The organism is Neobacillus sp. PS3-40, from assembly GCF_030915485.1.
Taxonomy (GTDB): Bacteria; Bacillota; Bacilli; order Bacillales; family Cytobacillaceae; genus JAUZPL01.
Genome location: NZ_CP133266.1, coordinates 724254 through 750995 on the forward strand (window position 1 = coordinate 724254; position 26742 = coordinate 750995).

Sequence of the window (26742 nt, forward strand, 5' to 3'; positions counted from 1 at the left end):
TTCATTCACCTCTTATAATAAGTTTGGATTCACATAATTAAATACCTATTGTTTTAATCTTTTAAAATTTTCTTGAAGCTGCTCTAGCCGTTTTGTTCCCTCAACCCGCATGCGCTTATTTTCTTCTTCAATCGCTTTTGTTTCTTGCATGCCTTTTATGATGATATTCCAAGATTCTTCAATAGTCTCAATTTTTATGCTCGGACCACCTGCGAGTTTTGCAATATCAGTACTTTGTTTGGATATATTTTGGGCATTTTTTAGAAGCATTTCATTCGTTCTGCGATCAAGCTCACTCATGGATTCTGCAACAAGCTTTTGCCTTTTAGCGGCTACAGCCTGAATTAGTCCATTTTTGAAGATTGGGATCGTTGTGACAAAAGCTGAATTTATTTTTCCAATCAGTTTTGTATTTCCTCTTTGCAGCAAGCGAATTTGCGGTGCTGTCTGCAGGGAGACCATTTTGGCCATTTCTAAATCATAAACCCTTTGTTCCAAAAGTTCGATAGCGTTCTTTAGTGTATCTAATTGCATCGAAGCAAGTTGATCACCTGAAGCTGCCCGTGCTTCAAGCTGTTGTAGCTGATTACTTTTTAGATCTTCTGCTTTCATTTGTCCCGCTACAACGTATTTTTCAAGGGTTAAGTAATATTGATAGTTTTGCTCATACATTTGTTCAAGCATCGTGGTAGACTCAACCATTTCATGTTGGAACTTTGAAATTTCTACATATACTTTGTCAATTTCATGTCCCATTGTTTGGTATTTCCCGAAAAGTTTTTCGATCATCTTTTCGCCTTTTTTAAATAGTTTTCCAAATACACCACCAGATGTTTTTTGGAAGTCCTTTGCATCAAACTTGTCCATAATACGGCCAAGTTGTTTCAGCAGTTCACCAGAATCTTCTACTTTAGTTGTTCGCATATTACTTAAGATTTGATCAGAAAACTGAGAAATTTGAACAGCAGGCTCTTTCCCAAATTCCAAGATTTGAATTTGATCTCGTTCATCAATAGAACGAGCTAAATTTTGAACTTCAGGCTCTTTGCTAAGGGCCAATTTGATGTCAGATACCCTTGTTTCCGTTAATTTATCATCAGGATTGGTGGGTATTAGAGTCGCAGATGGATTCTGTGATAGATTCATCTCTTCAATCTCCCTTGAAATTTTTTAATATTCCTTGAAAAAATCCTTTTTTTAACTTAGAAGACTCTTTAAATTCCTGTTCAAAAATAACCTCTTCAAGCCAGTGTGTATCAAAAAGTCCATCAACAAGATAATTTTCAACATCGTTATGCCCAGATGGATTATAAACCATGATATCAACGCCAAATTGATTTAAAAGCAATAAAAGAGCAGCATCAGATCTTGATAACATACCATGTAGTTCATTGTTATATAAAATCAACTTTGGGATTTCTTGAGAGTAATCAAATTTCTCCAATAACTGTATGATATCTTTGGGCATTTGCATACTCTGACTAAACAAAAAAATTCTTAATTCTTCCATACTTTCAGTTGGGAGCAATTTAAAATTAGGTTTTTCACAAATTCTTTTGATTGCATGGGCGATCCCAAGTTGTAAGCCATTGGGCAGATTAGCGTAGGTCCAATAATGAGCCTTCAACATTTTATCATAGCTTAATAAGCCATCACTCCCATGCGCATTTCGATAATGAAATCGAAAATCATTTGAGGTTGTCATAGTAAAGGGAAATTGACGGATCAACAAGCTATTCTCCAATTGGCAAAGTGCTTGCAAGCGATCCCAATATTCCTTTTTGTTTCTGCTTACGCCTTGGATTTTAGCAAATAGAGAAGGGATTTTCACTTGACCATTTCCTACTGCAAAATCAGGCCTAATCATGGCTATTGCTTTACTTAGGATGAAAAGTTCATCATAAGTCGTCTTTAATGTTATAGATGAAGGAGTGTAATCTCTTAATTGCCAGGGCTTATACAGACCTGACCCCTCCTGATTTAGAATAGTCTCTATTTCCTTTGATGCTCGATATGCCACTGTTGTTTTTCGACTTCTTTTTTCGGTGGGAAATGGTTCAACTGGCCGTTTATTTTGAAAATGATGGACAAAGATCTGCTCTGCCATCATATCCTCTAAAATATCCTTTCCTTCTGGATGAAAGATAACAATATCACAGCCAAGTTTTGCTAAATAATAGATAAAATATTGATGACTTTTTTTGAAATCCCCGAACCAAAGAAATTTAGCTAGTTCTTTTTCCGGATCAGCATCCTTCACTACTGGTTCTAAATGATTTATGTTCCACTTTACGATGTCAACGAGCACCCGTCTCAATTCCGGACTTTTCAATCCACTTGGTTCCTTTATTGAAAACAGTTCAAGCGTTGAAATCATCGCTTCCCTTATTTTCCGATAGAGTAAAGTGTTCACCGGCTTTAACAAAAGCTGTTCCCCATCAAGAAAAGCAGTAAAACGATTAATTGACAATTTCTGTTCATTGTTGATATTGAGAACCTTTTGAATCGATTGAAAATGATGATTATTAATGGATTTATCTAGGGAATCTTCACTTAACAGATGTAAGTGTAAATCAGGTGAATTCACATAATCAAAAAGCTGATTATAATATTCATCCACATCCAAGGGGACGCCAAAGAACTTTCCAAGTACTTGTCCAATAGTGAAAATCCCATTTTCCAATGAAAATTCAGGTCGTTCTGAAATTGGCTTTTTCATTAATCCAAGCCAATTTTCATATGACAGGGATAAAGTGTGGATTTGCAACTGGTTATATGATGGATTCATTTAATTATCCCTTCCCTCTGAAAGCGAAAGATTTTTGTTCAATCCCTTTTGAAAATTATGTAAGGTACTTCACCATCATATCACAGTTATTTCCTTGCTTCCTATTTTTTTACGCATCAAATTTAAAAAAAGACTAGGCATTTGGCTTATTTTCACCATTCTTCATGTCCTATCATATAGTACCGTATTCACTTATAAGAAGGTGACCTAAATGAGGTTTATTTATAAGCGGCCTAAAATGAAAGATGTTAGCGCAGAACTGGACACCCTAATGGATGTTATGTTATCAAAAATATTCATATTTATCGATTTATTCTTAATTTGTCTATCTCTCTCACTTCTTCTTCTACCTGTTTATCATTCAATAGAGATATCTTTACTCATTTTTATCAGTTCTTATTTATTTTTTACTTGCCTTTATTTTTTAGTCTTTAAGAAATCAAAGAAAAATCTAATAGGTTTGAACGGTAAGAAGTGACAATGATTTCTGAAGAATTTCTTCACCTGCTAGAATCCCTCGATTACTAGTAACAGAATAAGTATCGAGGGATTCTTTTGAAGCAAGTTCACCATGAATCGGCACAATCCGGTTCCGGCAGTGTTTTAGGAAATCCCAATCAAGATTCGAGTCACCAGCCCCTGCCATTGCTACCCTTCCTTCTTTCCTGCAAATAAACTCAAGTGCGTCACCCTTGTTAATTGCTTTAGGAATAAAATATAGTTTGCGACCTTGGAGGGAAATCCTCCAACCAAAGGATGAAACAGCATTACTTATCCTATTAAGTTCAAAACGTGAGGGACTGCTTTCTAAAATAAAATAGAAAAATAGACTTTCTGCCTGTTTTACTACCCCATCTAGATGAAATCTTTCTTTTTGTAAAAAAAACTGTAATTCTTTTATTGTAGACGTTTCCCATTGCAGTCTTGCAGAAAGAATTTCAGACCATTCTTCCAATTCTTCACCTTTATATAAAATATGTCCACCATTAGAAGTGATTGCATATGTGATTGGAATATCTTTTTTAAAGATGAAAATGCGCTTGAATTGCTCCGTTGTTCTAGTTGTTACAGGCACAAAAAGAAATCTACTACAAATCTCTTTCAGTATGGAATATGAAGATGCCGTCATAAAGGAAATCCATTGACCATCTTTGCATTCAACTGGTATTCGTTCAGTTGTTTTTGAGAGTCCAAATTCTACCAATGCCCTCTTTGAATAAATCAATGTTCGATCAAGATCTGATGCGAAAATCATTACTGCATCCCCTTCACCGATTTGATTAGCCCACAGCACAAATAGTTTAAATCATGATAAGGGACGACTTCGACACCCTTTTCTTCAGCTAGCAGTAGAATATGTTTAACATAAGGACTTGAAGGATCGCGCATTAGAATTTTCCATGGCATCCTTCTTAGTAGAACTCGTGTGGTTTCACCTACTCCTGGCTTTATCATATTTATGCTTTCTATTTGGAATTCTTCCTGAATCTTTTTCACGTCTTTCATACCTAAGAAGTCTTTTTCAATTTTTACACTCTTTTTTTTAAAAGCTATTTGCGCAGCTTCCTTATGAATTTTAGGAAATTCAAGTGTGATCCTATCAATATATTCATTTGAAACATCCATAGGTATTAATTCTCGGTAAAATTTTGCCCCATGGAATTCGCCTACTCCTACATATTTATCATTCAAGACGGTACGGCTTACCAGTCCAGAAACAGTTGAATTTAAACACGCACTTGGAATCAAGAAATCCTCTCTCGTTCCAAAAAGAGTTGTGCAATGGCCTGGGTCAGCAATAACAGCAATTGTATCATCTAACTGAATTCCGTATTTCCCTTTGAATATTTCACATGATTTTGTTAACTGAAGTGAAATAGCCCCCTTCCCAGTCCAACCATCAACGAATTGGATATGGTGGCCTGGATGCTGTGAAAGGATGTGGTGAAGCGCATTTTCATCAATCCCCTTATCACGAATGATTGAAATACTGTAATGTGGGATTGATACATGAAACTTTCTTTCAATATATCTTTTTATTAAAATTCCAACTGGTGTTCCCGCGCGGGCAAGGGAAACTAACACAGTCCTTTCCCCTCTTAAAAGATAGATTTGTTCGGCCACTATCCCAATACTTAAGGCTACTTTTTCTTTATAGTCATCAAGTGTTCGCCAAAATAAATCAACGTACGCCTTTGGAGGCTGGTATTCAATAGGTAGGGATTCACTATAGTGATGGCCAGATTGAATATTTTTTTCACGATTTTCTGTTGAATCTTCAAGTTTGATATCACTTAAATCCTTTACTAGAAAGAGAACATCCTCTTGTTCATAGGTGCCGATTTTTGCTGGTTGATTGATCATTTTATTCACCTTTTTACCAAAAAAAACGATCTTAATTGATTTGATTTGAGTCTTTTTCAATTCCTTTGCTAACAAATCAAGGTTTTCAATATCTACTTCCCGCTCAAGGAAAAGGAATAAATCATCGTAGTAACCCGTTGGGATATTATAAACAAAATTAGATACTTCTGTGTCCTCTGGATTTGGAAATGTTAAGCCATATTTCACTCCATAAGATACTTCATTTTGTATAAAAATAGGGCTCCTTGTTGTTGATTGATAAAAAACTCCCTTTCCCATTTCTGATGCTATTTTCATTGGAATATACATAAATTCACCTGTACCGAGGCAAAGCGTTTTTTTCCCTGATCTTTTTTTTGATAAAAATGTGCCGGCTTCTACAATTTTGGGATAAATAAAGTATTTATCTTTAGCCCGAATTCCAAAACGCCCTGTTTCTGCTAAATAAGGAGGATTATTATTTGTAACAGTTGTAAAAATAGGAGGTAATGAAATAATTTCAATCGCTGTTTCTGTGTCTAGCAACCTGTCAATTTTAGCATTTGGCTCAGGTATCTCCTTTAGCTTTTTCACTTTTACTGAACCAGCTATTAGACTAATAACACGGATTTTAATTCCCAATGATTCCTCAAGTTGTTTGAACCTTTGCTTATCCGCCTCAGACCGCCAATCTAAGATTGAAACAACCGAGTATTCCTTTCTTGGAAACTGAGAATGAATTGAGCAGATAATATTTATTGCCGTTTTCCCTGTTGTTAGTTCATCGTCAACAAGGATAATTTCCCGTTCTTTTTGAATCATGTCTTGTGGGATGTAGCAGCGATGAGATGTAGCATGGGAATGTTCCTCTTCAAATGTGATCACAGGAGTTTTGTCTTGGAGAGATTCCCTTGTAGTATGGAAGTAATCTGCTCCCTCAAAACAATCAAAAAACGCTTGTCCCAAAGCAGTGGCTGTCTCAGCAAAGCCAATAATTAAGGGGGTAATGGTTTCAGGTATAAAAGAAAAAGGTTCAAAAGAAGGATTGTCCATTAAAAATGAGGATATGAGTTCCCGTTCTCGCTCATTTTTCATACCACTGATTGTTTCATAATATCGTGTTGCAAGGAGGGCTGATGTCAATAAACCTTTTTTCGGACTAATCGGAATATGTTTACCAATTAATTTGCTTACAAATAGAAAGGAACGTTTTTTATTAATTCTTGCTGCCATTGTAAATAACTCTTCAATTGGGAGATCAAAATAATTCTCCATTACGGATATTTCTGTCTCTAGAAAATCGAGAGTATTAAATACATACTTCTTTTTTGATAAGGTCAATGCTTGTGTACTCTTCATTAAGCACCCCATAAAGTTGAGATTTTAAAATCATTTTTTTTGCCCAATAGTAATGCGGTTTAATTTCATTCATTTTATTTGAAAACTGGCTTTTAATTACCCCGATTTCTCCTGTAGCTGCTCCGATAATAGTAATGGCATCCATGTATTCTTCAAAGGAAACAACATTTAGAGCTTGAACCACTTTGATATGTGAAGGGTGAATAATCGTTTTCCCTGTTAACCCATTTGCAATATCTATAAGGGTTTCCCGAATGAGTCCATCCATATTCTGTTCAATTAATTCGCCTCTCCACTTTAAGCCTTCATTACCACTGGAATTTCGAAATGGTGTTTGGCGAAGTTGTGGCTTTAAAACCCGATCTTTTGATGAAAAATATTCCCACACTGGCCCTGAGATAACATATGGGCTGTCTGCTCTTAGGAAAAAATTGATGATGTCCGCAATACAATCCCTTAAAACAGCAATATCATAAACAGTGGTATCAGCGCTTCTCCTTATTCCATAAAGTCCACTAAAATCAGTAGCACCTATCCGAATATTCAGAATATTATTTTTGTATTTGTCTAAAAGCAGCTTAATATTTGTTAATTCCTCTATTCTTGTCTCTTTTTGGATTACTTTACCTGATTCTACTATTGGCATTGCATAAAAAGGATGTTCATTTGTTGAAATTCGGCTTACTTCTGATAATAGTTCTATCCCAGTTTCAGGCGCAAATTTCGGTAAAACAACACCCGATAAAAGGTGGATGGCTTCCCCTAACTGTTCTTTAATTCTTTTAAGCTGTTCTAAGTGCCGAATACGAATAAATAGTAACGGAAAATCAGCAGTAGATCCATTTCGCTTGTTACTCTCTCGAAACAAATTCAAGAGTTCATCAACAAGTTGACTTTCCGCATTTTCCACTTCGGTATCACCAATAGCATCTTCAAGATCAATGACTAGGGAAGTCAATCCTTCATGCTTATGCGCCAAAATATCTTTATGGATATTTTTTCGCAACGCAGGCATATAAAGTGTTGCTCCAAGCGCATGAGATAGTAATTCCCGCTTTGTATGTTTATCAAAAGTTTGTGGTTTTTGATAGAATAATTGATCCATCTCAGCATTATTAATATAGGAAAAAAATTGCATAGCTAACGTACTCCTTCACTTTTTTCAAAAATAGTATAAAGAAAGGGGACGGACTTTGTCCAGTTCCCCTCAGTTAGTTAAAAACTATTTATTTTCCGTGTTCGGTTTCTTTTTTCTTGTTTAAGAAGTGAACAATAAAGGTAGCTCCAAATGTAAACAATAAAATGATAAAGAAGTATAAGGGCTCCAATTCATAATGGAATACACCAAGGAACATTTTTATTGAAATAATCAAAATAAGTATATATGCTGTTGTTTCAAGCTCGGGAATTCGATCAATTAACGTTAAAAAGACTCCGGCAACACCGCGCATCATTAATACTCCCAATATACCACCTACAAATAAAATCCAAACCTTATTGCTAACACCGAATGCTGCAAGAACACTATCGACAGAGAAAGCAATATCCATTAACTCAACTGATGCAACAGTTCCCCATAAAGTTCCAAACAGACGGATTAATAATCCACCTTGGTTTATTCCTTCAGCTTCACCTTCATCTTCTGAATCCTTGCTCTTGTCGATAAAATATTTAATGGATAGCCATGCAAGGTATCCTGCGCCTAATACTTTAATCCACCACAGCTTTATTAGGAAAACACCTAGTCCAATAGCTATAAAACGGAAACAATATGCCCCAAATAATCCAAAGAAAAGTGCTTTTTTTCGTTTTTCGGGTGGCAAGTGTTTAACCATTACCGCCAAAACGAGTGCATTATCAGCTGAAAGTAATCCTTCGAGAATAATCAGCGTCCCAATTAGGCCCCAACTAACAGGGTCCGATAAAACCTTCACCCACATATCCCATTCAAAAAACTGTGAATAGGTGTTCAATATACCATGCAAAAATGACATTAAAAAAGTTCCTCCTAAATTTTTGAGAAGCGCAGGGCGCTCTTAGTCAAATTTTATCTTAAAAAATGATTTTACTTATTGTTACTAAAAGACTCGGCACAGGCCGAGTCCCGTATTGGAATTATTAACCAATCTGTAACCCAAAATCTGTTGCAAGTGCAGACAAACCACCTTGGTATCCACTACCGATCGCACTAAATTTCCATTCATTATTATGACGGTATAACTCACCCACGACCAGCGCCGTTTCAATAGAGAAATCTTCACCTAAATCGTAACGAATAAGCTCTTCGCCTGTTGCCTCATTAAAAATACGGGCATATGCATTAGAAACTTGTCCGAAGTTTTGGTTTCTCTTTTCTGCTTCATGAATGGTAATCGTAAACGCAACACGCTGGACATTAGCTGGAACAGTAGTTAGATTAATTTTAACCTGTTCATCATCGCCATCTCCATCACCTGTTCGGTTATCCCCTGTATGTACAACGGCTCCATTTCCACCTTTTGGGTTATTATAGAAAACAAAATCACTTTCTGTTGTAACCTTTCCATTTTCCCCTAACAGGAAAACAGATGAATCCAAATCAAAATCGTTTCCACCATCATACTTGTTTGTATCCCAACCTAATCCAACAACCACATTTGTTAAACCAGGATTTGTTTTTGTTAAATCTACTTTCTGTCCTTTTGATAAACTTACTGCCATTTTTCTTACCTCCAATAAGGGTTATAGTATATTTACGAGTATTTCTCAAAAAGGTTTCATATAATCATAATAAAATTTTTTCCATTACTTCGCAAATTGGAAAATCAACTCATCCATTTAGGTGGCGTGTTTTTATCCCAATAGATCGAACCGAGGTCATGGTGGCTTTGGAAACCATCATATATAGTGTGATAATGAAAGTTAAACCAATATCCTGCCTGCGGTGGATTATCCCTTCGAACATGAAATAAAAGAATGTCTTCATTTGTATGAATATTTTTAACATGAAAAATCTTTTCTGAATAACCGCCACCTGGCTGCTCTGAAATAGCTAGATTCTGCAAATCTTCGTTTGGAAATTGGGCAGTCGTTTTTGCAATTGCTTTTTCAATGTTTGGTAAAATAATTTCTCGAAATTCATCTTCTATTGCCGGCTTTATTTTCACGCCGAATTTTTGATAGGTTTGCATTTCTGCCTGTTTGGTCAATTCCTCAATTAGAGTGTCTTTTGAGAATTTCGAATCATCTAAAAAAATAGTTGACTGGTCAATGCTATTAATTAGCATATTTGTTTCAAAAACATCTCGATCTGAAGGTTTTTCCGCATTCACATTATTAATAAGCTGTGACGGTGTTATAATCCCGAAAGTTAATATGGATACTAATACGACAAACGTCTTACGTAGCCAGTTGTTCATTAAAAACTCTCCTTTTATACTAGAAAAGCTTTCTCTAATTATTTTATTCTTACATAATAGTATACTTCTTTTTTCGCTAAAATGGAAAAATAGCTTCCAACAATTTAATGAATATTGCCTTGACCTAGATTTAAGTAGATTCTATTATCACCGCATTAATTATTTGTAAAAAAGAAAGGGACTTCATTTGTCCCAATCAACAATTTGCATCAAATGCGTCCATTAAATTTTTCATAACCACTTCCATAGTTGCTCCTTCTATGTCATCGCGAGGAACGAAATGTACTACCTTCTTCCCGTTTAATAACGCGAAGGATGGTGAAGATGGTTCATAACCTTCGAAATACTCACGCATCATAGCAGTTGCTTCCTTATCTTGACCAGCAAAAACAGTGATAAGATGTTCTGGTTTTTTTTCGCTATTTAAAATAGCTTGTGTGACGGCTGGGCGTGCAAGGCCACCAGCACAGCCACAAACAGAATTTACTGCTACAAGTGTAGTTCCTTCTACATTTTCCATGAATTTCTCAACATCTTGGACTTCAGTCATTTCCAAAAAGCCCACTCTTGTTAATTCATCACGCATTGGTTTTATCACTTGTTTCATATATTCCTCATAGGCCATTGACATAAAAATTCCCTCCAAATGTAGGATTGTTGTTTAGCATACTATATTTTATTCGTTCAATGCAATTTTCTTAATTGCCTTCTCGTCACCAACCTCAAATGCAAAGTAACTATCCTCCAGATTGACTCTTTCTCATCGAACAATCCCTTCTCAAGCACTGGCGAATCTTCTACTGTTGGATCATCCATTTGTTCGATTAGCTGAAAGCGGATGCACTAATCTGGATTTTCCAAGAAGCGAATAAGAGCACTCCGAAGAGTACTCTTTACTCACTTTCAGCCAGTTCTGCTAGGTAGGTCCAGCGTTCAATCAAATGTTCAAGTTTTTCATTGTTTTCAGTTTCTTGCCTCATCAAATCTTGACCTTTTGTAAAATCACTACCAATATTCGCCATTTCAGCAGATATCTTTTCAAGTCTATTTTCCGTTTCAGCGATATTATCGTCAATTTGTTCCCATTCTTTTTTCTCCATATAGGTCATTTTTTTCTTTTTTTCTTTTTCTTGAGACTTTGGTGCTGCAGTTACTGTTGGTACCACCTTTTGCGATTCCTGTAACATCTTCTTTTCTAGATATTCTGTGTAATTGCCATAGAAAGAGTTTATTTCTCCCTCTCCTTTTAGAACAAGAAGCTGATCGGCTACCTTATCAAGAAAATAACGATCATGCGAAACCGTTATTACAACCCCAGGAAAATCTTCTAAATAATCCTCTAAAACAGTTAAAGTCTGAGTATCAAGGTCATTGGTCGGTTCATCCAATAACAAAACATTCGGTGCAGTCATCAATATTTTCAACAGGTATAAGCGCCGTTTTTCTCCACCAGAAAGTTTACGAATAGGTGTACCGTGAGCAGAAGGTAGAAAAAGGAATCTTTCCAGCATTTGTGCCGCTGAAATTGTTTTTCCATCGGATGTTTCAATAACCTGGGCAGTTTCTTTAATATATTCAATCATTCGTTGATTTTCATCCATATCTTCGCTTTCTTGCGTATAATAGGAAATTTTCACTGTTTTCCCCATATTAAATTCACCTTCGTCAAGGGGAATTCGCTGTGCAAAAATATTCAATATGGTTGATTTTCCGGTACCATTTTTACCAATAATTCCAATTCTGTCGCCTGGCTTTATGAGTAAATCAAAATGAGTAAGGATTACTTTATCATCGTACTTCTTCGATGCATCCTTCAATTCAAATACTTGTTTGCCAAGACGGCTTCCGTTTAAGGTGATGTCGAACTTTTCAGATGACCTGTTGTTTGCTAGTTGTTCATCTAGCTGATCAAATCGCTGAATCCGAGCTTTTTGCTTGGTTGATCTAGCTTGTGCCCCGCGCCGGATCCATTCTAGTTCTCTTCGGAAAAGATTTTTACTTTTTTCCAAAGTTGATGCTTCACTTTCTTCACGAATGGCTTTAGCTTCGAGAAATGCAGCATAATTTCCTTTATAACTGTACAAATTTCCGCCATCTAATTCAAAAATACGATTGGTCACACGGTCCAAAAAGTATCGATCATGTGTTACTAGCAAGAGTGCACCATTATATCTACTTAAATATTCCTCAAGCCATTTTACAGTATCGAAATCAAGATGGTTAGTAGGTTCGTCCAGAATAAGCAAATCAGACGCTTCAATTAAGACCTGAGCCAATGCTACCCTCTTCTTTTGCCCTCCAGAAAGTTCACCTACCTTTTTACCAAAGTCCTCAATCCCTAATTTCATTAAGATTGATTTTGCATTTGTATTTGCATCCCATGCATTTAAAGCATCCATTTGTTTCTGCAATTGAAATAATTCATCTTGAAGTTTTTCGTTTGTTGGTGAATCATTTAGCTGCAAAAGTGCTTTTTCATATTCACGCAACAGTTTTAGAACAGGAGCTTCTCCATGGAAAACTTGTTCAAGAACCGTTAGTTCGGATCTCAATTCGGGCTGTTGATCTAAGTAGGAAATAGTATAATCTTTCCCAGCACTGATTCTTCCGTCATCTGGAATATCTATTCCTGCAACGATCTTTAGTAATGAAGATTTGCCCGTCCCATTTACTCCAATAAGACCAACACGTTCTTTTTCAGAAATCGTAAATGAAACTTGCTTAAATAATTGTTTTTCTCCATACGTTTTTGTAACATTTTCGATCGAAAGCATTTTCATGATTGACCATTCCATTCTTTAAAAAATTCTTCTAAAAAGACTTCCATTACATGATGTCGACTCTCCGCTATCTTTTTAGCTGATTCTGTATTTAATAAATCTTTTAATTTAAGTAATTTTTCATAGAAATGATGGATACTTGTTGATTTCCCATCCCGATATTCTTCAAGTTTCATTTCTCCTCGAACGTTTATTTGTGGATCGTATATTGGTTGTCCTTTTTTTCCTCCATATGCAAACGCTCTTGCAATCCCAATCGCCCCAATAGCATCTAATCGATCCGCATCTTGGACAATTTTCGCCTCGATCGAAGTTAGTTCTATTTTTCGTCCACCCTTAAAAGAGATGGTTTCGATAATATGTTTAATCTGACTTTTTTCCTCATCAGCTATTTTTATCATTTCTAAAAAGGTGTTAAGCTTTTCTTCACCCTTTTTTGCACTTTCATTTACCTTTTCATCCGATATATCGTGAAGCAATGCGGCCATTTCAATAATAAATGGATCCCCTGTATTTTCCTTTTTCCAAATATTCATTGCATTTTGGCGAACCCGTTCAATATGAAACCAATCATGACCGGTTGTATCTTCGCCTAATTCATTTCGGACAAAGCTCTCAGTCTCTTGAATAATTAATTTGCTCATTTTTGTACACCTGCCTTCAACCATGTTATTTTAACATGAAAAAGGAAAAAAGAAGAACAAAAGCGCAGGGTTCCCGCTTATGGCATTTCTTAAAGATAAGAGGATGGCCTTATTAGGACATCCGACAGCCTGTCGAAAAACCTTTCGATTCATTCAATTTGCTTAACAATTCACCGCATTAACTCATCGTAATAAATTGGTGTATATTAGCATTTAAACATGTCTGTTAATTAGCGCTCCAGGCACTTCGCTTTCCGCGGGCGTGCCGAGGAGGCTTCAGGACCTCTCCCCGCGGAAAGCGAGTGCCCGGAGCGGAAATCAACAGGCCAGTTAGCAGAGACAATAAATGAATAAAAAATCGGTAATTCAGATTAAGACAAAATAAAAAATTGCCGAGAAAAGACCCTTTCTCGACAATCTGAGGATGGCCTTATTATGTCATCCCCTTCCAATTTACTATTTAGCTTTAATTTAACTCATTAAACCAGCTAATTCCAAGTGTATTTTCGCCAGCATGAACGCCAATAGTGGCTCCAAGTGGACAAGTGATAAATTTCAATTGAGGAAATTTGGATTTTAATTCATTTTTCCAAGAGATCGCAATTTCCTCATGTAGTCCATATAAAAGATAAACTTCTTCAAATTGATATTTACTATAAGAAAGTCTTAAATATTCGACTATTTTTTCCAGTGCCTTTTTCTCACTTCGTGCTTTTTCCTTCACTCTTAGTTCGCCATTATTAATCGAAATAATCGGTTTGATGTTCAGCATGCTTCCAAGGAAAAATTGCAGCCCAGTCAATCTTCCGCTCCGATGAAGCTGCTCTAAGCTGCCGACAAGAACGTACGTCTCATTTGTATCCCTGATTTGTTCGAGCTTACTTTTAACAAATTCAAGGCTTTTCCCTTCTGTTGTCCATTCCATCCCTTTTTTTAGTAGAGCAGTTAAAGGATAGGTAAGAATCTTCGAATCAATGGTTGTTACTGGAATCGATACTAGCTTTGCTGCTTGTTCACTTGAAGTAACAGTCCCACTAAGCTTTCCTGATAACAAAATGGTGATGATTTGATCGTAATTCTCAGCTAACTTCTCATAAAGAGTTTGAAATGCTCCAACAGATGGCTGTGAAGTTTTCGGAGGATTTTGGAGTTGCTTTAATCTAGCAAAAAGCTGTTCCGCCGTTAGATCGATTCCATCCGAATACTCTTCATTATCAAGTAATATGGTTAATGGCACTGTGTATAAGTCTGGATGCTTCTCAAGATTTTCATCTAAATATGCAGTGCTATCCGTTACCCACGCAGTCCTAATCAACGAATCCCCCCCTTATTTATCAATCCTGAAATTTTTTTAAGCAATTTAAAGTAGTTATCATAAATTCGATCATGTCTACCAGATCATTAATTTGATCCTCATAAACAAGTCTGTCAAAATTAACTGAAGCAACACTTTTCATCATTTTCTCATTTTGGATCGGATAAAAAGTGGCTGCTTGAACAATTTTTCTATTATCTCCCCAAATTTCTAAAAGGGTTTTTTCAATATTTCTATAGTCAACTATTTTATGCCTGTGCATAAATGAAAATTCTAAATTCATATTGCAGCCAGAAAGTTTTTCAGACAAACTGCTTGGTAAAAGCTCTGCTGCTAAATTTTCAAGACTCGATTCCAATACTATTTTTGCAATAACAGGAAAAGTCTCATTTTCGGAAAGCTGAAAATCTATTTCAAATCTTCTAGAAAGCTTGGCAGTATTGATCCAATCATTCCGGTCAGTAATTATTATTTCTCCGTCTATGTCTAAATCATATAGTGCACCTTCTAAAACTACTTTAATATTTTCGAAGGCCGTTGGATCAAACATTTTTTCACCTCTATTACTAATCTTAATCCTTTTTCAAACTCCAATTCATACTAATTAGAATAACAATTTAATTGTATCAAACCTAATTTAATTTTTGAATAAAGAATAAAATCTTTTCCAAAATTAATAAATTGATTATAATGTCTATATTGAATTTTCAAAAAAAGGAGATGATCATTTGCCAATTAATATTCCAAAGCTTTTACCTGCTCGTGAAATTCTTGAATCAGAAAATATATTCATCATGGACGATGAGCGGGCAATTCGTCAGGATATTAGACCATTGAATATACTGATCCTAAATCTAATGCCTGAAAAAGAACGGGCTGAGACACAACTTTTACGCCATTTAGGCAATACCGCTTTACAAGTAAATGTAAAATTTTTAAGAACAGACTCCTATGAATCGAAAAATACTGATAAACATCATCTTGAACAGTTTTACACTACTTTTTCGAACATCAAACATCAAAAATTTGATGGCATGATTATTACTGGAGCCCCCGTTGAATTGCTAAGATTTGAAGAAGTACAATATTGGCAAGAATTAACAGAAATAATGGCATGGTCTAAACAAAATGTTACTTCGACACTACATATATGTTGGGGCTCACAAGCAGCTCTTTATTATCATTATGGGATTGGTAAATTTGAATTGTCCCAAAAATGTTCGGGTATATATTCTCATCAAATTTTTGAAGAAAACGAACTATTATTAAGAGGGTTTGACGACCTTTTTTATGCACCACACTCAAGATATACAGATTGTTCAATTGATGAAATTACGAAACATCCTGATTTAAAATTGCTTGCTGCATCAAATGATGCCGGTGCATTACTTATTTCTTCTTATGATCGAAAGCATGTTATGATTACTGGCCATTTGGAATATGAATCAAATTCCTTGGCGATCGAATACTCACGCGATCTCAAGAAAGGGCTTCCGATTCATATGCCTGAAAACTATTTTCCTAATAATGATCCATTGCTACCACCAATAAATCGCTGGCGCTCACATGGCCATTTGTTTTTTTCAAATTGGTTAAATTATTATGTATATCAAGAAACTCCATTTGGTTGGGGGTAAATGACATCGGAATTTCCGATGTTTTTTTGTTAAGGCAACGAATTTTTCGGCTGTTTCATTTATCATCGCTTTGCTAAAAAAAGGAATATCCGTTTTTGTTTACAAAGCATAAAATGTAGAAAGAATATAAAGAAAACTTCTGATAAAAAGGGGGTTAAATGTTGGAAAGATTCGTTGCACTTCATCGCAATCAATTTGGAGATATCATTAGTTTCGTTACCTCTTTAGGACGAATTATCTCGTATAAAAAGGCGATAATTGAAGTTGAAAGCGGCTTAATTGAAGGTGTTTTGAAAAAAGAGGATTTAGAGGGTAATGCCTATCTAATGCCTGAACTGCAGTCATCCTTTGATGATTTACCAAATACATTTTAAAAGCACCTGGATCAAACAGGTGCTTTACTAATGTAATGGGCTGTTTTCGCAAGCGCGAAAACAACTTTAATGATCTTCGTTTCGTTTTTTAATATCAATTAATGCTTCAACACGAGTTGGATCCTCTTCGAAAAACTGGACGAGATCACCAATTCTATCGATGGAATCCCAGCTTAAATGATGTTCAATTCCTTCAACATCATGGTATATATTTTCTGATTTCACACCAATTACTTTTAACAGTTGTTCAAGCAGCTCGTGACGAAAGACCAATCTTTTCCCTATTTTTTTACCCTTTGTTGTTAAAACTAAACCTCTGTATTTTTCATATACAAGGTATTCATCTTTATCAAGTTTCTGAACCATTTTTGTAACTGAGGAAGGATGAACTGACAACGCCTCGGCTATATCTGAAACTCGTGCATATCCTTTTTCATCAATTAACTTATATATTCTCTCAATATAATCTTCCATACTTGGTGTTGGCATCCCGAATCCCCCATTACAATAAAAAATAATCAATAAAAGCTTACTATATAAAAAATACGCAGACAAGACGATATATCACTAATATTAATTTTTCATGAAGAATGTCACAGTGTTTTAACATAAAAAACTAATTTTTATTGTTAACTTCGGATTCAATAACTTTTTCATTTTCAAATAAAAACCTAAGCTTTTTCTCCTTATCATCCCAAGTAAGCTTTGCATTAAACAATTTTTCTTTATTTTTAAAGCCCTCAATTAGCTCTGATGTTCCAGCTGAAAGGATTTTCTTAATATTTTTTTGAGTAATCGCTTTTCCTAATATCTTTTTTGATATCGTGAAATCACATTTATTATTTTTGTAGTTAGTACAACCAAAAAAGCTCCCTTTATCAACTAAATAACCATCACATTTTTTACAAGGACCTAATTTTTCGTAACTTTTCGACTTTCGTTTGCTAGGGGAAAATGTTTCACGGTCATCTTCAGAAAATGACCATTCTGATGATTGATTTACACTTGCAGAAATTAGATGGCTAACCATTTTATTGGTTTGCTCCATAAAATTTTTAGGCGATGCTGCTCCCGCGGAAATCTCTTTTAAATTTTGCTCCCATTTTGCCGTCATTTCTGGTGAGGCAAGGATTTGTGTACCAATTGCATCTATTAAAATTTTCGCCTTAGCTGTTGCATAAACGATGTTCTTTTTTACATCGATATAAAGGCGATCTTTTAACATTGTAATAATACCGGCCCTTGTTGCTTCTGTTCCAAGGCCTTCTGTCTGCGTCAAAACCTTTTCAAGCTCTTTATCTTCAATATGCTTCCCAGCTGATTTCATCAATGTAATAAGCTGTCCTTCTGTATAACGTTTAGGTGGCTGCGTCTCTTTTTCCTTAACATCTACCTTCACTGTCTTGCCCTGCTCACCCTGATTAAGGATGGGTAATGATGGCTCATCTTCTGGATCCTTTGAGTAAATAACTTTCCTCCAGCCTTCCTCAATTTGAACCTTTCCCTTTGAGATAAAGGATGCACGTCCATCAACCAAAGTTGTTACTGTTGTATATTCAGCAATAGCCTTATTATAATGTGCTGCCATTAGGCTAGTCACAATTAAATCATAAATTTTTCGTTCATCAGGACCAAGTTTTCCGAGATTCGGTATTTGTTCTGTTGGAATGATTGCGTAGTGGTCTGTCACTTTTTTTTCATTTACATACCTTTTATTCTCTATAATTGAGGTAACTGGTAATGGAAAGTATTTTTGATAGTCATCAACCCTGCTCAATTTGTTCAAGATATCAGGAAAACCCCCAGCTTCTTCCTTTGTCACATATCTTGAATCTGAACGCGGATAAGAAACATTTCCCTTTTGGTAAAGTTTTTGAAGAATATCTAGAGTTTTTTTCGGAGAGAATTTATAGCGTCTATTCGCATCTGCCTGAAGGGCGGAAAGGTTGTAAAGTAATGGTGGTAAAAATTCTTTCCTTTCAGAATTTACTTCGGCTACCTCTGCAGGCTTTTCTTTGCAAAAAGCAGCCACTTTTTCTGCTAATTCTTTAGAATTCACTCGAGTTTCTCCATCATTTTGCCATTTTCCGTTGTATTTCTTTCCATTCATTAAAAATTGGGCCTGAACCTCCCAATATGGCGCAGAATTGAAATTTTCAATTTCCCTCTCCCGTTTTACAATTAAAGCGAGCGTTGGCGTTTGGACTCTACCTACTGAAAAAACGTCTGAAAAGCCTTGTTTTTGCAAAAGCAAACTATATAATCGGGATGCATTCATGCCCACGATCCAATCCGCACAAGCCCGAGTATATGCTTCAAAATATAGATTACGAGTGTCATTCTCAGTTAGGAGTTTTTTAAAGCCCTCTTTTATTGCATTCGGAGTTAGAGATGAAATCCACAATCTTTTCATTGGCTTTTGGCATTTTGTTAACCGAAGAATATTGCGGATGATCAACTCACCTTCCCTGCCTGCATCTCCAGCATGAATAATTTCCGTAATCGAGGGGTCTGATACTAATCTTTTGATTACCGCAAATTGTTTTGCTTTATCTTTTGAAACTTCATATTCAAAGCGACTAGGGATTATCGGTAAAGTTTCAATTGACCATTTCTTCCATTCTGTCTGATACTTTTCAGGTGGAATCAGTTGGCATACATGTCCAATTGCCCATGTAACGTATGCACCATTGCTAAAAACCTCATTTGGAAAAATTTGAATGTAACCAGTTTGTTTTTTATGTTTAAAAATAGACGCCAAAGTTGACCCCTGGTCCGGCTTTTCTGCAATGATTAATTTCAATAATACGGCCCCCTTACTAAATAGCATCCAAATTTATTTTCCCATTAAGTTCAAGTTTCGTAAAGGCTTATTCCAGTTTAGATAGAATGCACCTTCTGAAAGTAATTGCTACTAAAATGGATTTGTAAATGTAAATTGCTAAAAAATAACTCGAACCAATATAAAAAGAGTTAGCTATTTCTAGGATTTCTCCTAAAAGCAGCCAACCCTATTGAATTACTCCGTCATGTAAAGGGGACGATCAAGCTGATATAAACGCCGATATCTTTCTTCGCTGGTTAGCAATTGTTGATGAGACCCTTCCATGACCTTTTTACCTTGCTCCAAAAATAGAATGCGATCCATTTTCTCTACACCTATCAAATGATGAGTCACCCAAATAATTGTTTTACCCTTCAATGTTTCAAAAATAGTGGTCAATAGCTTCACTTCTGTTATTGGATCGAGCCCAACGGTCGGTTCATCTATGATAACGATTGGAGTCTTTTGCAATAAAATTCGTGCCAGTGCAATTCTTTGCCGTTCCCCGCCTGAAAAACGTTGCCCTGTTTCATTCATATTCGTATCGTACCCTTTAGGTAAATTGCTGATCATATGATGCAATTGAACCATTTCGGCTACTTCATAAACATCTTCATCTGATGCATTAGGATTACCAAGGCGGATATTGTTCATGACCGTTGTATTAAATAAATATGCTTTCTGATTGAGGACAGCCATTATTTTTGAAATCGATTCAGATGATGCCAACTCAAACGAATCTTTACCATTTAGTTTAATTTCACCACTACTTGGCACAAGTGCCCCAAGAATTAATTTTAATAGCGTCGATTTCCCAGCACCACTCCGCCCAATAATGGCAATTTTCTCACCTTGCTCAACTTTCAAGCTAAAATCATCTAATAAAGGAGGAGCAGATGAATAGGTAAACGTTAACTGGTTTATTTCAATGGATACTTTGGATTTATCATTTAGTTCGTTCATATCATCTACTTCCCTTAAGATTGGCTGATCATCACCTTTAAAAGCTTTAAGGCGCCTTAATGAATCTCGGTAAGTTGTTGTTTCACTTACCGCTCCTGCTATTGGAAGAAAAGACTCCAACAAAGAAAACATAATAAGACCAAAAGCAGCAATTAACGTTGGTTGTATTCTTCCATCGAGAGTTTGCTCACTAGCCCAATAAAGGGTCATAATAACAACTGAACCCAAGACCATCTGATTTATCAAATCTCTCCAATTCACAAAAGATCGTTTCTCAATTTCAATAGTCAGAAGTTTTTGTTCCATTTCTTTATATTGTTGAATAAAGCCTGAGTATTTCCCACTAAAAATCCAGTCACTACTACCAAAAATAGCATCAGTAAATTGTTGATATAGATGATTTCTTCCCGTCTTCAGCCGTTCATTTTTCACCTTCATAGAAATGAATGAAAGCAGTGGTCCAACAAAAATTAGCAAACCTATTAAAATGGCCAAAAGAATAGCGAATGGAATGGAAAAAATACCCGTACAAATAATGATTACAGTATAAAGTAGTAGAGAAACAATTGAAGGGAGAAGTGTTTTTAAATAAAAGTCCTGCAAATGTTCAATATCATGGGAAAGTGTGCCAAGTATATCACCTGTACGAAAATTTGACCTGAGCAACAGTGCTTGCGGCTCAATCATTTTATAAAGCCTAACACGCATTTCAGAAAGAATTTTCAAAATTAACTGATGACCCGTTAGCCTTTCCACATAGCTAAGCACAGCCCTCCCAATTCCAAAAGCACGAACCCCCACTATTGGTACATAAACCATTAAAATAGATTCAGGTTGTGTCGCAGCTTTTGAAATTAAATATCCAGATGAGAACATTAATGCGCCTCCGAAGAGAAGTGTTAGCAAACCAAGCAAGATGGAGAGTGCAAACAGCCAACGATATTGACGTAAATAGGGGGAAATCCATTTATTTTTGCCCATTAGATTCCCTCCATTTGTGTGTTCGCAAGCTGATAATAACAATCCTGCTGTTTCATTAACTCTTCATGTGTTCCAACTTCCATTATTTTACCGTGATTTAGGACAATAATTTGATCCATCTCCAACATCCAATGCAAGCGGTGTGTGGCAAAGAACACGAGTTTGTCAGTAAACAATTGCATTATTGTTTCTTTTAATTCGAATTCCGTTTCAATATCCAAATGGGCAGTTGGTTCATCTAGCAAAATCACTGATCGATTTCCCAGAAATGCACGTGCAAGGGCGATCCGTTGTTCTTGTCCACCGCTTAAGGTCCTACCGCCATCACCAATTACTGTATGAAATTTATGCGGTAACTCGTGGATCACGGTCGTCAGTCCTGCACGATGTGCTGCCTCTTCTACATCTTCATCGGTTGCCTCTGGATGATAAAATCGAATATTGTTTAAAACGGTATCATGAAATAAATACGGATGTTGGGGAATATACGTTACTTGCTTTTGCCAGCCTTCATGTGACAGTGATGCAAGCCTCCTGTCATCAATCAATATTTCCCCTGACGTAGGTGTTAAAAACCCGCTTAAAAGATCGATTAATGTTGATTTTCCTGCTCCACTTGCGCCGATAATTCCAATTTTTTTTGAACCTGTAACTGAAAAATGAATATCCTGCAAAACTTGCCCATCACTGTTTGCAAAATTAACACCCATTTCTTTAAGTGTAAGTGTACTTGTTAAATTCCAGAGTGGAATAGGCTCCTGTTTTTGCTGCAAAGATTCCCTATTAAGGATTTCCTGAATCTTTTTGCCAGCATTTTTACCATCGAGTGTTGCATGGTAATCAGCTCCAACTTCTCTAATTGGTAGAAAATACTCCGGGGCAAGGATAAGAATCGTTAGTGCAGAACGCAACTCGATGGTCCCATTAATTAAGCCGACCCCAAGAAAAACGGCAACAGTCGCAATTGAGAGCATTGTAAAAAAATCTAGTGCAAAGGAAGATAAAAAGGCTATTCTCAATGTTCCCATTGTAGCCTGGCGATACCTTTCGCTTACTAATTTAATCTTGGTAATATGCTCATGACTCAGTCCTAAATATTTAAGTGTTTCCAGCCCTCGCAATGAATCAACAAAATGGTTTGACAATAACTGGTATGATTCGAATTGTTTATCTGCCTTCGTTTTTGCCGCCATTCCTAGGAGGATCATAAAGATAATAAGGATTGGTAGTGCTAGAAATAAAATGACAGCAGATCGGATATTTTCAAAAAGTATATAGATACAGACGATTGCAGGTATGAAAGCCATATTCATAAACTTTGGAATAAAAAGCTCAAAATAGTGACGAAATTTTATTAACCCTTCCATAACCAATGTAACTGTCTGCCCTGAGCCTTCCTCTTTCACAAAGCGTGGCCCAAGTTGGAACAATTTCTGAACCAATAAATCCTGATACACTTCGCCCGTTCTAGCAGCGAAATGAAAAGCTATATTCTTTTTTAATATTGTAAGAAATTGCCGAAATACTAGTGATATGAAAAAAATAACTAATTTTTTTACTACTTTTGCAAACAAATCTCCCCCAAAAAGGGAGGAAATTGCCCCTGCTAAATAATAAGCTTGGGTTATGATCGCAATCCCCTGTATTACAGTCAAAATAGCAAGGCTAACTATTACTGGTTTAATTCCCTTGTAAGAGAACAGAGATTTTTCCATCAGTATGTTAAATGCTCCTTATCCGTAACCCGTTTCCGGAAAATATAGTAACTCCAAATGGTATATCCTAAAATAAATGGTAAAATCGTTAATGCCACTATGGTCATCACCTTAAGGGAATAAGGTCCACTTGAAGCATTATAGACCGTTAGATCAAATGCTTTATTGATCGAACTAATCATTACCCTTGGGAACAGACCGACAAATATAGCTGATACTGTAAACACTAACCCGAGCCCTGACATGGTAAATGACCAACCCTCACGCTTTTTTGAAATGAAAAGGTATGATAATCCATATGCAAGTACGATTAATACAACTATCACTAGTTCTGGAATCAGCCGGACTTTAAATATATCTGTGAAAAATACAGATAATGCAACAAAAATAATCAGTGCTCCCAATACTGCGATTACCATTTTCTTTGCTAGTAATGCTGAACGTTTCCTAATCTCCCCTTCAGTCTTTAAAGCAAGGAAATTTAAGCCATGTAAAAAACATAGTAATGTTATGGTTGCCCCACCCCAAAGAGAATAAATATTAATATAATCCGAAAATCCAGCTGTCATATTCATATCTTTATGAATGGGCATTCCTTTCAACATACTTGAGAATAAGACGCCTAGTAAGAATGGTGGCATTAAGCTGCCAAAGAAAACTACCCAGTCCCATATATTTGTCCAGCGTGGATTATCAACCTTCCGTCGAAATTCAAATGAAACCCCACGTCCAATCAGAAATAACAGGACAGCAAGCAATGGCAAATAATAGCCACTAAACATCGTAGCATACCATTGTGGGAAAGCAGCAAATATGGCCCCGCCACCTGTTAAAAACCAAACTTCATTTGCATCCCAAAACGGTCCGATTGTATTAACCATAATCGACCGTTCAGATTGATTACGGGCAAGGAGACGTGTAGACATTCCCACGCCAAAGTCAAAGCCTTCAAGAAAGAAGAAACCGATAAAGAGAACAGCAATTAGAACAAACCATAATTCACTCAATTCCATCTTAAACACCTTCCTTACTGAATGGATCCGTTGATAAAACTGAACTTGAATCATGATGTGTTCCTGGACCCTTTTTAATTTCACGAATCAATAAATAAACCATTACACAAGCAAGGATAGTAAAGAGTATGAGATACATGATTATTGAAAACAGGACCGTACTAGGTGAAACATTTGGTGAAACAGAATCTGAGGTTGTCATCAAGCCAAAAACTGTCCATGGCTGGCGGCCAACTTCTGTCATAATCCATCCAAAGGTATTGGCCAAAAATGGAAATGATATAGCTGGAAGAAGGAATTTCAAGAAAATATGACTATGTTCAATGCGATCTTTCCTCCATAAGTACAAACCTATCATTGCAAGTAAAATCATTGCTGAGCCAAAGCCAATCATTAAACGGAAACTCCAGTACGTTGTTTTAACTGGAGGGATATAATTTGTGCCCTTGCCTACCTTTGAATCGTATTTCTGTGAATACTCCTTTTGAAGGGATTCCATTCCTTTAAGACTTCCTTCAAATTTTGAATAGGATAAAAAGCTTAAGGCATACGGAATATTGATTTCAAACTTATTTTCTTTTTTTGCTGAGTCAATAAGTGCAAATGCAGACCATGGAGCAGGATCAGGTGTATCCTTCCAAATAGCCTCTGCAGCTGCCATTTTCATTGGCTGAGTTTTTACAAGGTACTGAGCTTGACCATGTCCACTTAATGCAGCTCCAAGACTTCCAATTAACCCTATTATCAGGGCGATATTCAAAGATTTTTTATAAAAATCTACATGCCTTTTCTTTATTAAATGAAATGCACTTATTCCAGCAACAAAGAATGCACCAGTGCATAGAGCTCCTGTTATAACATGGGGAAATTCTACCCAAACTTGCCGATTCGTGATAAGGGCAAGAAAGTCATTCATTTGGGCACGTCCATTTTTTATTTCGTATCCAACCGGTACTTGCATAAAGGCGTTTGCTGTTAAAATCCAAAAGCCTGACATAATTGTTCCGATTGATACAAGCCAAATACAGACCAGATGAACCTTTTTGGATAACCGCTCCCATCCAAAAATCCACAGCCCTATAAATGTTGACTCCATAAAAAAGGCTAATAATGCTTCAATAGCTAGTGGTGCTCCAAAGACATCACCAACAAAACGAGAATAATCAGACCAGTTCATTCCAAATTGAAACTCTTGAATAATTCCTGTCACGACACCAACTGCAAAATTTATTAAGAACAAATGCCCCCAAAATTTTGCCATTTTTTTATAAATCTCTTTTTTCTTCACAACATACAAGGTTTCCATCAAAGCAACCATAAAAACCAGTCCAATAGTAAGTGGCACAAAGAAGAAGTGGTAGATGGTTGTTGTTGCAAATTGGATTCTAGCCAACAATACTTGATCCATTTTTAATTTCCTCCTATCCTGTTAAGATATTCCAAATTTCCTAAGAGTAAGTGATACTTTTCACAGAAGAAATAATAGCAATTTCCACTACGACTAAATTAAATATTATAAAGTAATAATTTTTAATTTAGAATTTATATTGATTAGGTCTTATTAATTATAGTATCAAAATTTCTCTCACTATTTAACAAAGAATAAGTCTAATTTATGACAAATGAAAACCCTCTTAGTTGAAGAGGGTTGATCATTTTTCGTCATGTTCTTGTGGTTATACTCGTTAATCCTGAAAATACCATTGTTCTTTCGGAATTATATTTGACACAGTTAGAATAGAGGAAGGTACTTTTTTTACATTGAAAATAATGGCACCTATCTTTTCATTTATCATTATGAATGCATCACTATTTGGGATTGGTAAAAATTTATGACGTCCTTTAAGAAGTGAAAGTAAGATTGCATGCTTTTCCTCTGCATCCGCAGCGATTTGCGGTGTAAATCTTAAAATCCAATTCTCCCCATCGATTGAAAATCGGTACATACTCTCACCCTTTGTATTTAAGATTTTGTTACTAAAGGATATGAATTTGGGGTCTTTTTATGTCAATGGTTTTTACTATTCACTTGTTTTTCTAATATTTATAATTCTTTATTTATTTTAAGTGAAATACCGTTTACATTCCTTGACTGCCCACTTTCCTTCGTGTATATTTAAAGCATTATAATCCAGATTAAATTTGGTAATATTTTACCAAATCTGCATTGTAATAAACTATTTAAATTTGACACAAGTGTGTCATGAAAAGGCTTAGGAGGAATAAGTAATATGCAAAACGGTAAGGTTAAATGGTTCAACAATGAAAAAGGTTTTGGATTTATTGAAATTGAAGGTGGAGATGACGTATTCGTACACTTCAGCGCAATTTCAGGTGAAGGATTTAAGTCATTAGAAGAAGGCCAAGAAGTTTCTTTTGAAATCGTTGAAGGAAACCGCGGACCACAAGCAGCTAACGTTGTAAAACTATAATCTTTCTAAATAAAATTCCGAAGGCTGACGATAATCGTCAGCCTTTTTTAATTAATGGCTATTTTCGCATAGATTGTTGTTTTTCGTGCCTAGTCTAAAAACCCGAAATAACAATAGTATCGTGCTCTTTTCTTAAAAACTTCCTACGGTTTTTATCGGTAAACTGGAATCCCATT

At 35.9% G+C, this 26742-nt stretch carries 23 protein-coding genes and 1 pseudogene; 3 read left to right on the plus strand and 21 right to left on the minus strand.

Translation table 11 applies throughout. The annotated features are described in order from the left end of the window. Positions 1 to 45: 45 nt before the first annotated feature. The 14 genes and pseudogenes from RCG20_RS03660 to RCG20_RS03725 all read right to left on the minus strand — a co-directional run bounded on the left by RCG20_RS03660 (position 46) and on the right by RCG20_RS03725 (position 15177). Entirely contained in the window at positions 46 to 1146 is a 1101-nt protein-coding gene (locus tag RCG20_RS03660; RefSeq protein WP_308182879.1) for a toxic anion resistance protein, read from the minus strand. A gap of 4 nt (positions 1147 to 1150) precedes the next feature. Further along, positions 1151 to 2788, minus strand: a complete 1638-nt coding sequence (locus RCG20_RS03665) for a YceG family protein (RefSeq protein WP_308182880.1) — start codon at positions 2786 to 2788, stop codon at positions 1151 to 1153. 451 nt (positions 2789 to 3239) lie between these two features. Beyond that, positions 3240 to 4043 (minus strand): hypothetical protein, encoded by an 804-nt coding sequence (locus tag RCG20_RS03670; protein ID WP_308182881.1) that lies wholly within the window; start codon positions 4041 to 4043, stop codon positions 3240 to 3242. After that, positions 4043 to 5152 (minus strand): cysteine protease StiP family protein, encoded by a 1110-nt coding sequence (locus RCG20_RS03675; protein WP_308184284.1) that lies wholly within the window; start codon positions 5150 to 5152, stop codon positions 4043 to 4045. The genes RCG20_RS03670 and RCG20_RS03675 overlap by 1 nt, the downstream gene beginning before the upstream one ends. Before the next feature lie 123 nt (positions 5153 to 5275). Then, positions 5276 to 6502, minus strand: a pseudogene (locus RCG20_RS03680) (phosphoribosyltransferase family protein); the annotation flags it as partial. Continuing rightward, entirely contained in the window at positions 6441 to 7628 is a 1188-nt protein-coding gene (locus tag RCG20_RS03685; protein WP_308182882.1) for an HpcH/HpaI aldolase/citrate lyase family protein, read from the minus strand. The gene RCG20_RS03685 and the pseudogene RCG20_RS03680, both read right to left, overlap by 62 nt. Positions 7629 to 7716: 88 nt before the next feature. Next, positions 7717 to 8484, minus strand: a complete 768-nt coding sequence (locus RCG20_RS03690; protein ID WP_308182883.1) for a TerC family protein — start codon at positions 8482 to 8484, stop codon at positions 7717 to 7719. Between the two features lie 124 nt (positions 8485 to 8608). Continuing rightward, the gene (locus tag RCG20_RS03695; protein ID WP_308182884.1) at positions 8609 to 9190 is read right to left on the minus strand and encodes a TerD family protein; all 582 of its coding nucleotides are present in this window, start codon (positions 9188 to 9190) and stop codon (positions 8609 to 8611) included. Between the two features lie 104 nt (positions 9191 to 9294). Then, positions 9295 to 9888, minus strand: a complete 594-nt coding sequence (locus RCG20_RS03700; RefSeq protein WP_308182885.1) for a YpjP family protein — start codon at positions 9886 to 9888, stop codon at positions 9295 to 9297. 196 nt (positions 9889 to 10084) lie between these two features. Then, the gene (locus RCG20_RS03705) at positions 10085 to 10519 is read right to left on the minus strand and encodes a BrxA/BrxB family bacilliredoxin (protein WP_308182886.1); all 435 of its coding nucleotides are present in this window, start codon (positions 10517 to 10519) and stop codon (positions 10085 to 10087) included. Between the two features lie 262 nt (positions 10520 to 10781). Then, on the minus strand, positions 10782 to 12668 hold the full coding sequence (locus RCG20_RS03710) for an ABC-F family ATP-binding cassette domain-containing protein (protein WP_308184285.1): 1887 nt from the start codon (positions 12666 to 12668) through the stop codon (positions 10782 to 10784). Continuing rightward, positions 12665 to 13312, minus strand: a complete 648-nt coding sequence (locus tag RCG20_RS03715) for an HD domain-containing protein (RefSeq protein ID WP_308182887.1) — start codon at positions 13310 to 13312, stop codon at positions 12665 to 12667. The genes RCG20_RS03710 and RCG20_RS03715 overlap by 4 nt, the downstream gene beginning before the upstream one ends. Positions 13313 to 13778: 466 nt before the next feature. Further along, positions 13779 to 14627 (minus strand): DegV family protein, encoded by an 849-nt coding sequence (locus tag RCG20_RS03720; protein ID WP_308182888.1) that lies wholly within the window; start codon positions 14625 to 14627, stop codon positions 13779 to 13781. 19 nt (positions 14628 to 14646) lie between these two features. Continuing rightward, positions 14647 to 15177, minus strand: coding sequence for a hypothetical protein (locus RCG20_RS03725; protein ID WP_308182889.1), 531 nt, complete (start codon positions 15175 to 15177; stop codon positions 14647 to 14649). A 178-nt stretch (positions 15178 to 15355) separates the two neighbouring features. Here RCG20_RS03725 and metA point away from each other — a divergent pair, with 178 nt between their 5' ends. Further along, the gene (gene metA / locus RCG20_RS03730; protein WP_308182891.1) at positions 15356 to 16264 is read left to right on the plus strand and encodes a homoserine O-acetyltransferase MetA; all 909 of its coding nucleotides are present in this window, start codon (positions 15356 to 15358) and stop codon (positions 16262 to 16264) included. A gap of 161 nt (positions 16265 to 16425) precedes the next feature. Further along, positions 16426 to 16638 (plus strand): DUF3892 domain-containing protein, encoded by a 213-nt coding sequence (locus tag RCG20_RS03735; RefSeq protein ID WP_308182892.1) that lies wholly within the window; start codon positions 16426 to 16428, stop codon positions 16636 to 16638. Between the two features lie 66 nt (positions 16639 to 16704). On the opposite strand, the gene mntR is transcribed toward RCG20_RS03735, so the two are convergent. The 7 genes from mntR to RCG20_RS03770 all read right to left on the minus strand — a co-directional run bounded on the left by mntR (position 16705) and on the right by RCG20_RS03770 (position 26080). Next, the gene (gene mntR, locus RCG20_RS03740) at positions 16705 to 17127 is read right to left on the minus strand and encodes a transcriptional regulator MntR (protein ID WP_308182893.1); all 423 of its coding nucleotides are present in this window, start codon (positions 17125 to 17127) and stop codon (positions 16705 to 16707) included. 127 nt (positions 17128 to 17254) lie between these two features. After that, entirely contained in the window at positions 17255 to 19441 is a 2187-nt protein-coding gene (locus RCG20_RS03745) for a DNA topoisomerase III (RefSeq protein WP_308182894.1), read from the minus strand. A 216-nt stretch (positions 19442 to 19657) separates the two neighbouring features. After that, entirely contained in the window at positions 19658 to 21406 is a 1749-nt protein-coding gene (gene cydC, locus RCG20_RS03750; RefSeq protein WP_308182896.1) for a thiol reductant ABC exporter subunit CydC, read from the minus strand. Next, complete coding sequence (cydD, locus tag RCG20_RS03755; protein ID WP_308182897.1) at positions 21406 to 23121, minus strand: thiol reductant ABC exporter subunit CydD; 1716 nt, start codon at positions 23119 to 23121, stop codon at positions 21406 to 21408. Before cydD ends, cydC begins: the two co-directional genes overlap by 1 nt. Continuing rightward, entirely contained in the window at positions 23121 to 24134 is a 1014-nt protein-coding gene (gene cydB / locus RCG20_RS03760) for a cytochrome d ubiquinol oxidase subunit II (RefSeq protein ID WP_308182898.1), read from the minus strand. Before cydB ends, cydD begins: the two co-directional genes overlap by 1 nt. Position 24135: 1 nt before the next feature. Further along, positions 24136 to 25542: a cytochrome ubiquinol oxidase subunit I gene (locus RCG20_RS03765; protein WP_308182900.1), complete on the minus strand. Its 1407-nt coding sequence runs from the start codon at positions 25540 to 25542 to the stop codon at positions 24136 to 24138. Between the two features lie 277 nt (positions 25543 to 25819). After that, on the minus strand, positions 25820 to 26080 hold the full coding sequence (locus RCG20_RS03770) for a hypothetical protein (RefSeq protein WP_308182901.1): 261 nt from the start codon (positions 26078 to 26080) through the stop codon (positions 25820 to 25822). A 285-nt stretch (positions 26081 to 26365) separates the two neighbouring features. Between RCG20_RS03770 and cspD the strand changes: the two genes are divergently transcribed. After that, the gene (gene cspD, locus RCG20_RS03775; RefSeq protein ID WP_308182902.1) at positions 26366 to 26566 is read left to right on the plus strand and encodes a cold-shock protein CspD; all 201 of its coding nucleotides are present in this window, start codon (positions 26366 to 26368) and stop codon (positions 26564 to 26566) included. Positions 26567 to 26742: the final 176 nt, after the last annotated feature.

Coding starts and splice junctions, on each gene's coding strand:
- RCG20_RS03670 (WP_308182881.1), bottom strand. CDS start 4,043: ATGATTTTCGCATCAGATCTTGATCGAACATTGATTTATTCAAAGAGG.
- RCG20_RS03695 (WP_308182884.1), bottom strand. CDS start 9,190: ATGGCAGTAAGTTTATCAAAAGGACAGAAAGTAGATTTAACAAAAACA.
- RCG20_RS03715 (WP_308182887.1), bottom strand. CDS start 13,312: ATGAGCAAATTAATTATTCAAGAGACTGAGAGCTTTGTCCGAAATGAA.
- RCG20_RS03660 (WP_308182879.1), bottom strand. CDS start 1,146: ATGAATCTATCACAGAATCCATCTGCGACTCTAATACCCACCAATCCT.
- mntR (WP_308182893.1), bottom strand. CDS start 17,127: ATGCCAACACCAAGTATGGAAGATTATATTGAGAGAATATATAAGTTA.
- RCG20_RS03700 (WP_308182885.1), bottom strand. CDS start 9,888: ATGAACAACTGGCTACGTAAGACGTTTGTCGTATTAGTATCCATATTA.
- RCG20_RS03685 (WP_308182882.1), bottom strand. CDS start 7,628: ATGCAATTTTTTTCCTATATTAATAATGCTGAGATGGATCAATTATTC.
- RCG20_RS03675 (WP_308184284.1), bottom strand. CDS start 5,152: ATGATCAATCAACCAGCAAAAATCGGCACCTATGAACAAGAGGATGTT.
- cspD (WP_308182902.1), top strand. CDS start 26,366: ATGCAAAACGGTAAGGTTAAATGGTTCAACAATGAAAAAGGTTTTGGA.
- RCG20_RS03765 (WP_308182900.1), bottom strand. CDS start 25,542: ATGGATCAAGTATTGTTGGCTAGAATCCAATTTGCAACAACAACCATC.
- RCG20_RS03705 (WP_308182886.1), bottom strand. CDS start 10,519: ATGTCAATGGCCTATGAGGAATATATGAAACAAGTGATAAAACCAATG.
- RCG20_RS03710 (WP_308184285.1), bottom strand. CDS start 12,668: ATGAAAATGCTTTCGATCGAAAATGTTACAAAAACGTATGGAGAAAAA.
- cydC (WP_308182896.1), bottom strand. CDS start 21,406: ATGGGCAAAAATAAATGGATTTCCCCCTATTTACGTCAATATCGTTGG.
- RCG20_RS03665 (WP_308182880.1), bottom strand. CDS start 2,788: ATGAATCCATCATATAACCAGTTGCAAATCCACACTTTATCCCTGTCA.
- cydD (WP_308182897.1), bottom strand. CDS start 23,121: ATGGAAAAATCTCTGTTCTCTTACAAGGGAATTAAACCAGTAATAGTT.
- cydB (WP_308182898.1), bottom strand. CDS start 24,134: ATGGAATTGAGTGAATTATGGTTTGTTCTAATTGCTGTTCTCTTTATC.
- RCG20_RS03725 (WP_308182889.1), bottom strand. CDS start 15,177: ATGTTTGATCCAACGGCCTTCGAAAATATTAAAGTAGTTTTAGAAGGT.
- RCG20_RS03690 (WP_308182883.1), bottom strand. CDS start 8,484: ATGTCATTTTTGCATGGTATATTGAACACCTATTCACAGTTTTTTGAA.
- RCG20_RS03770 (WP_308182901.1), bottom strand. CDS start 26,080: ATGTACCGATTTTCAATCGATGGGGAGAATTGGATTTTAAGATTTACA.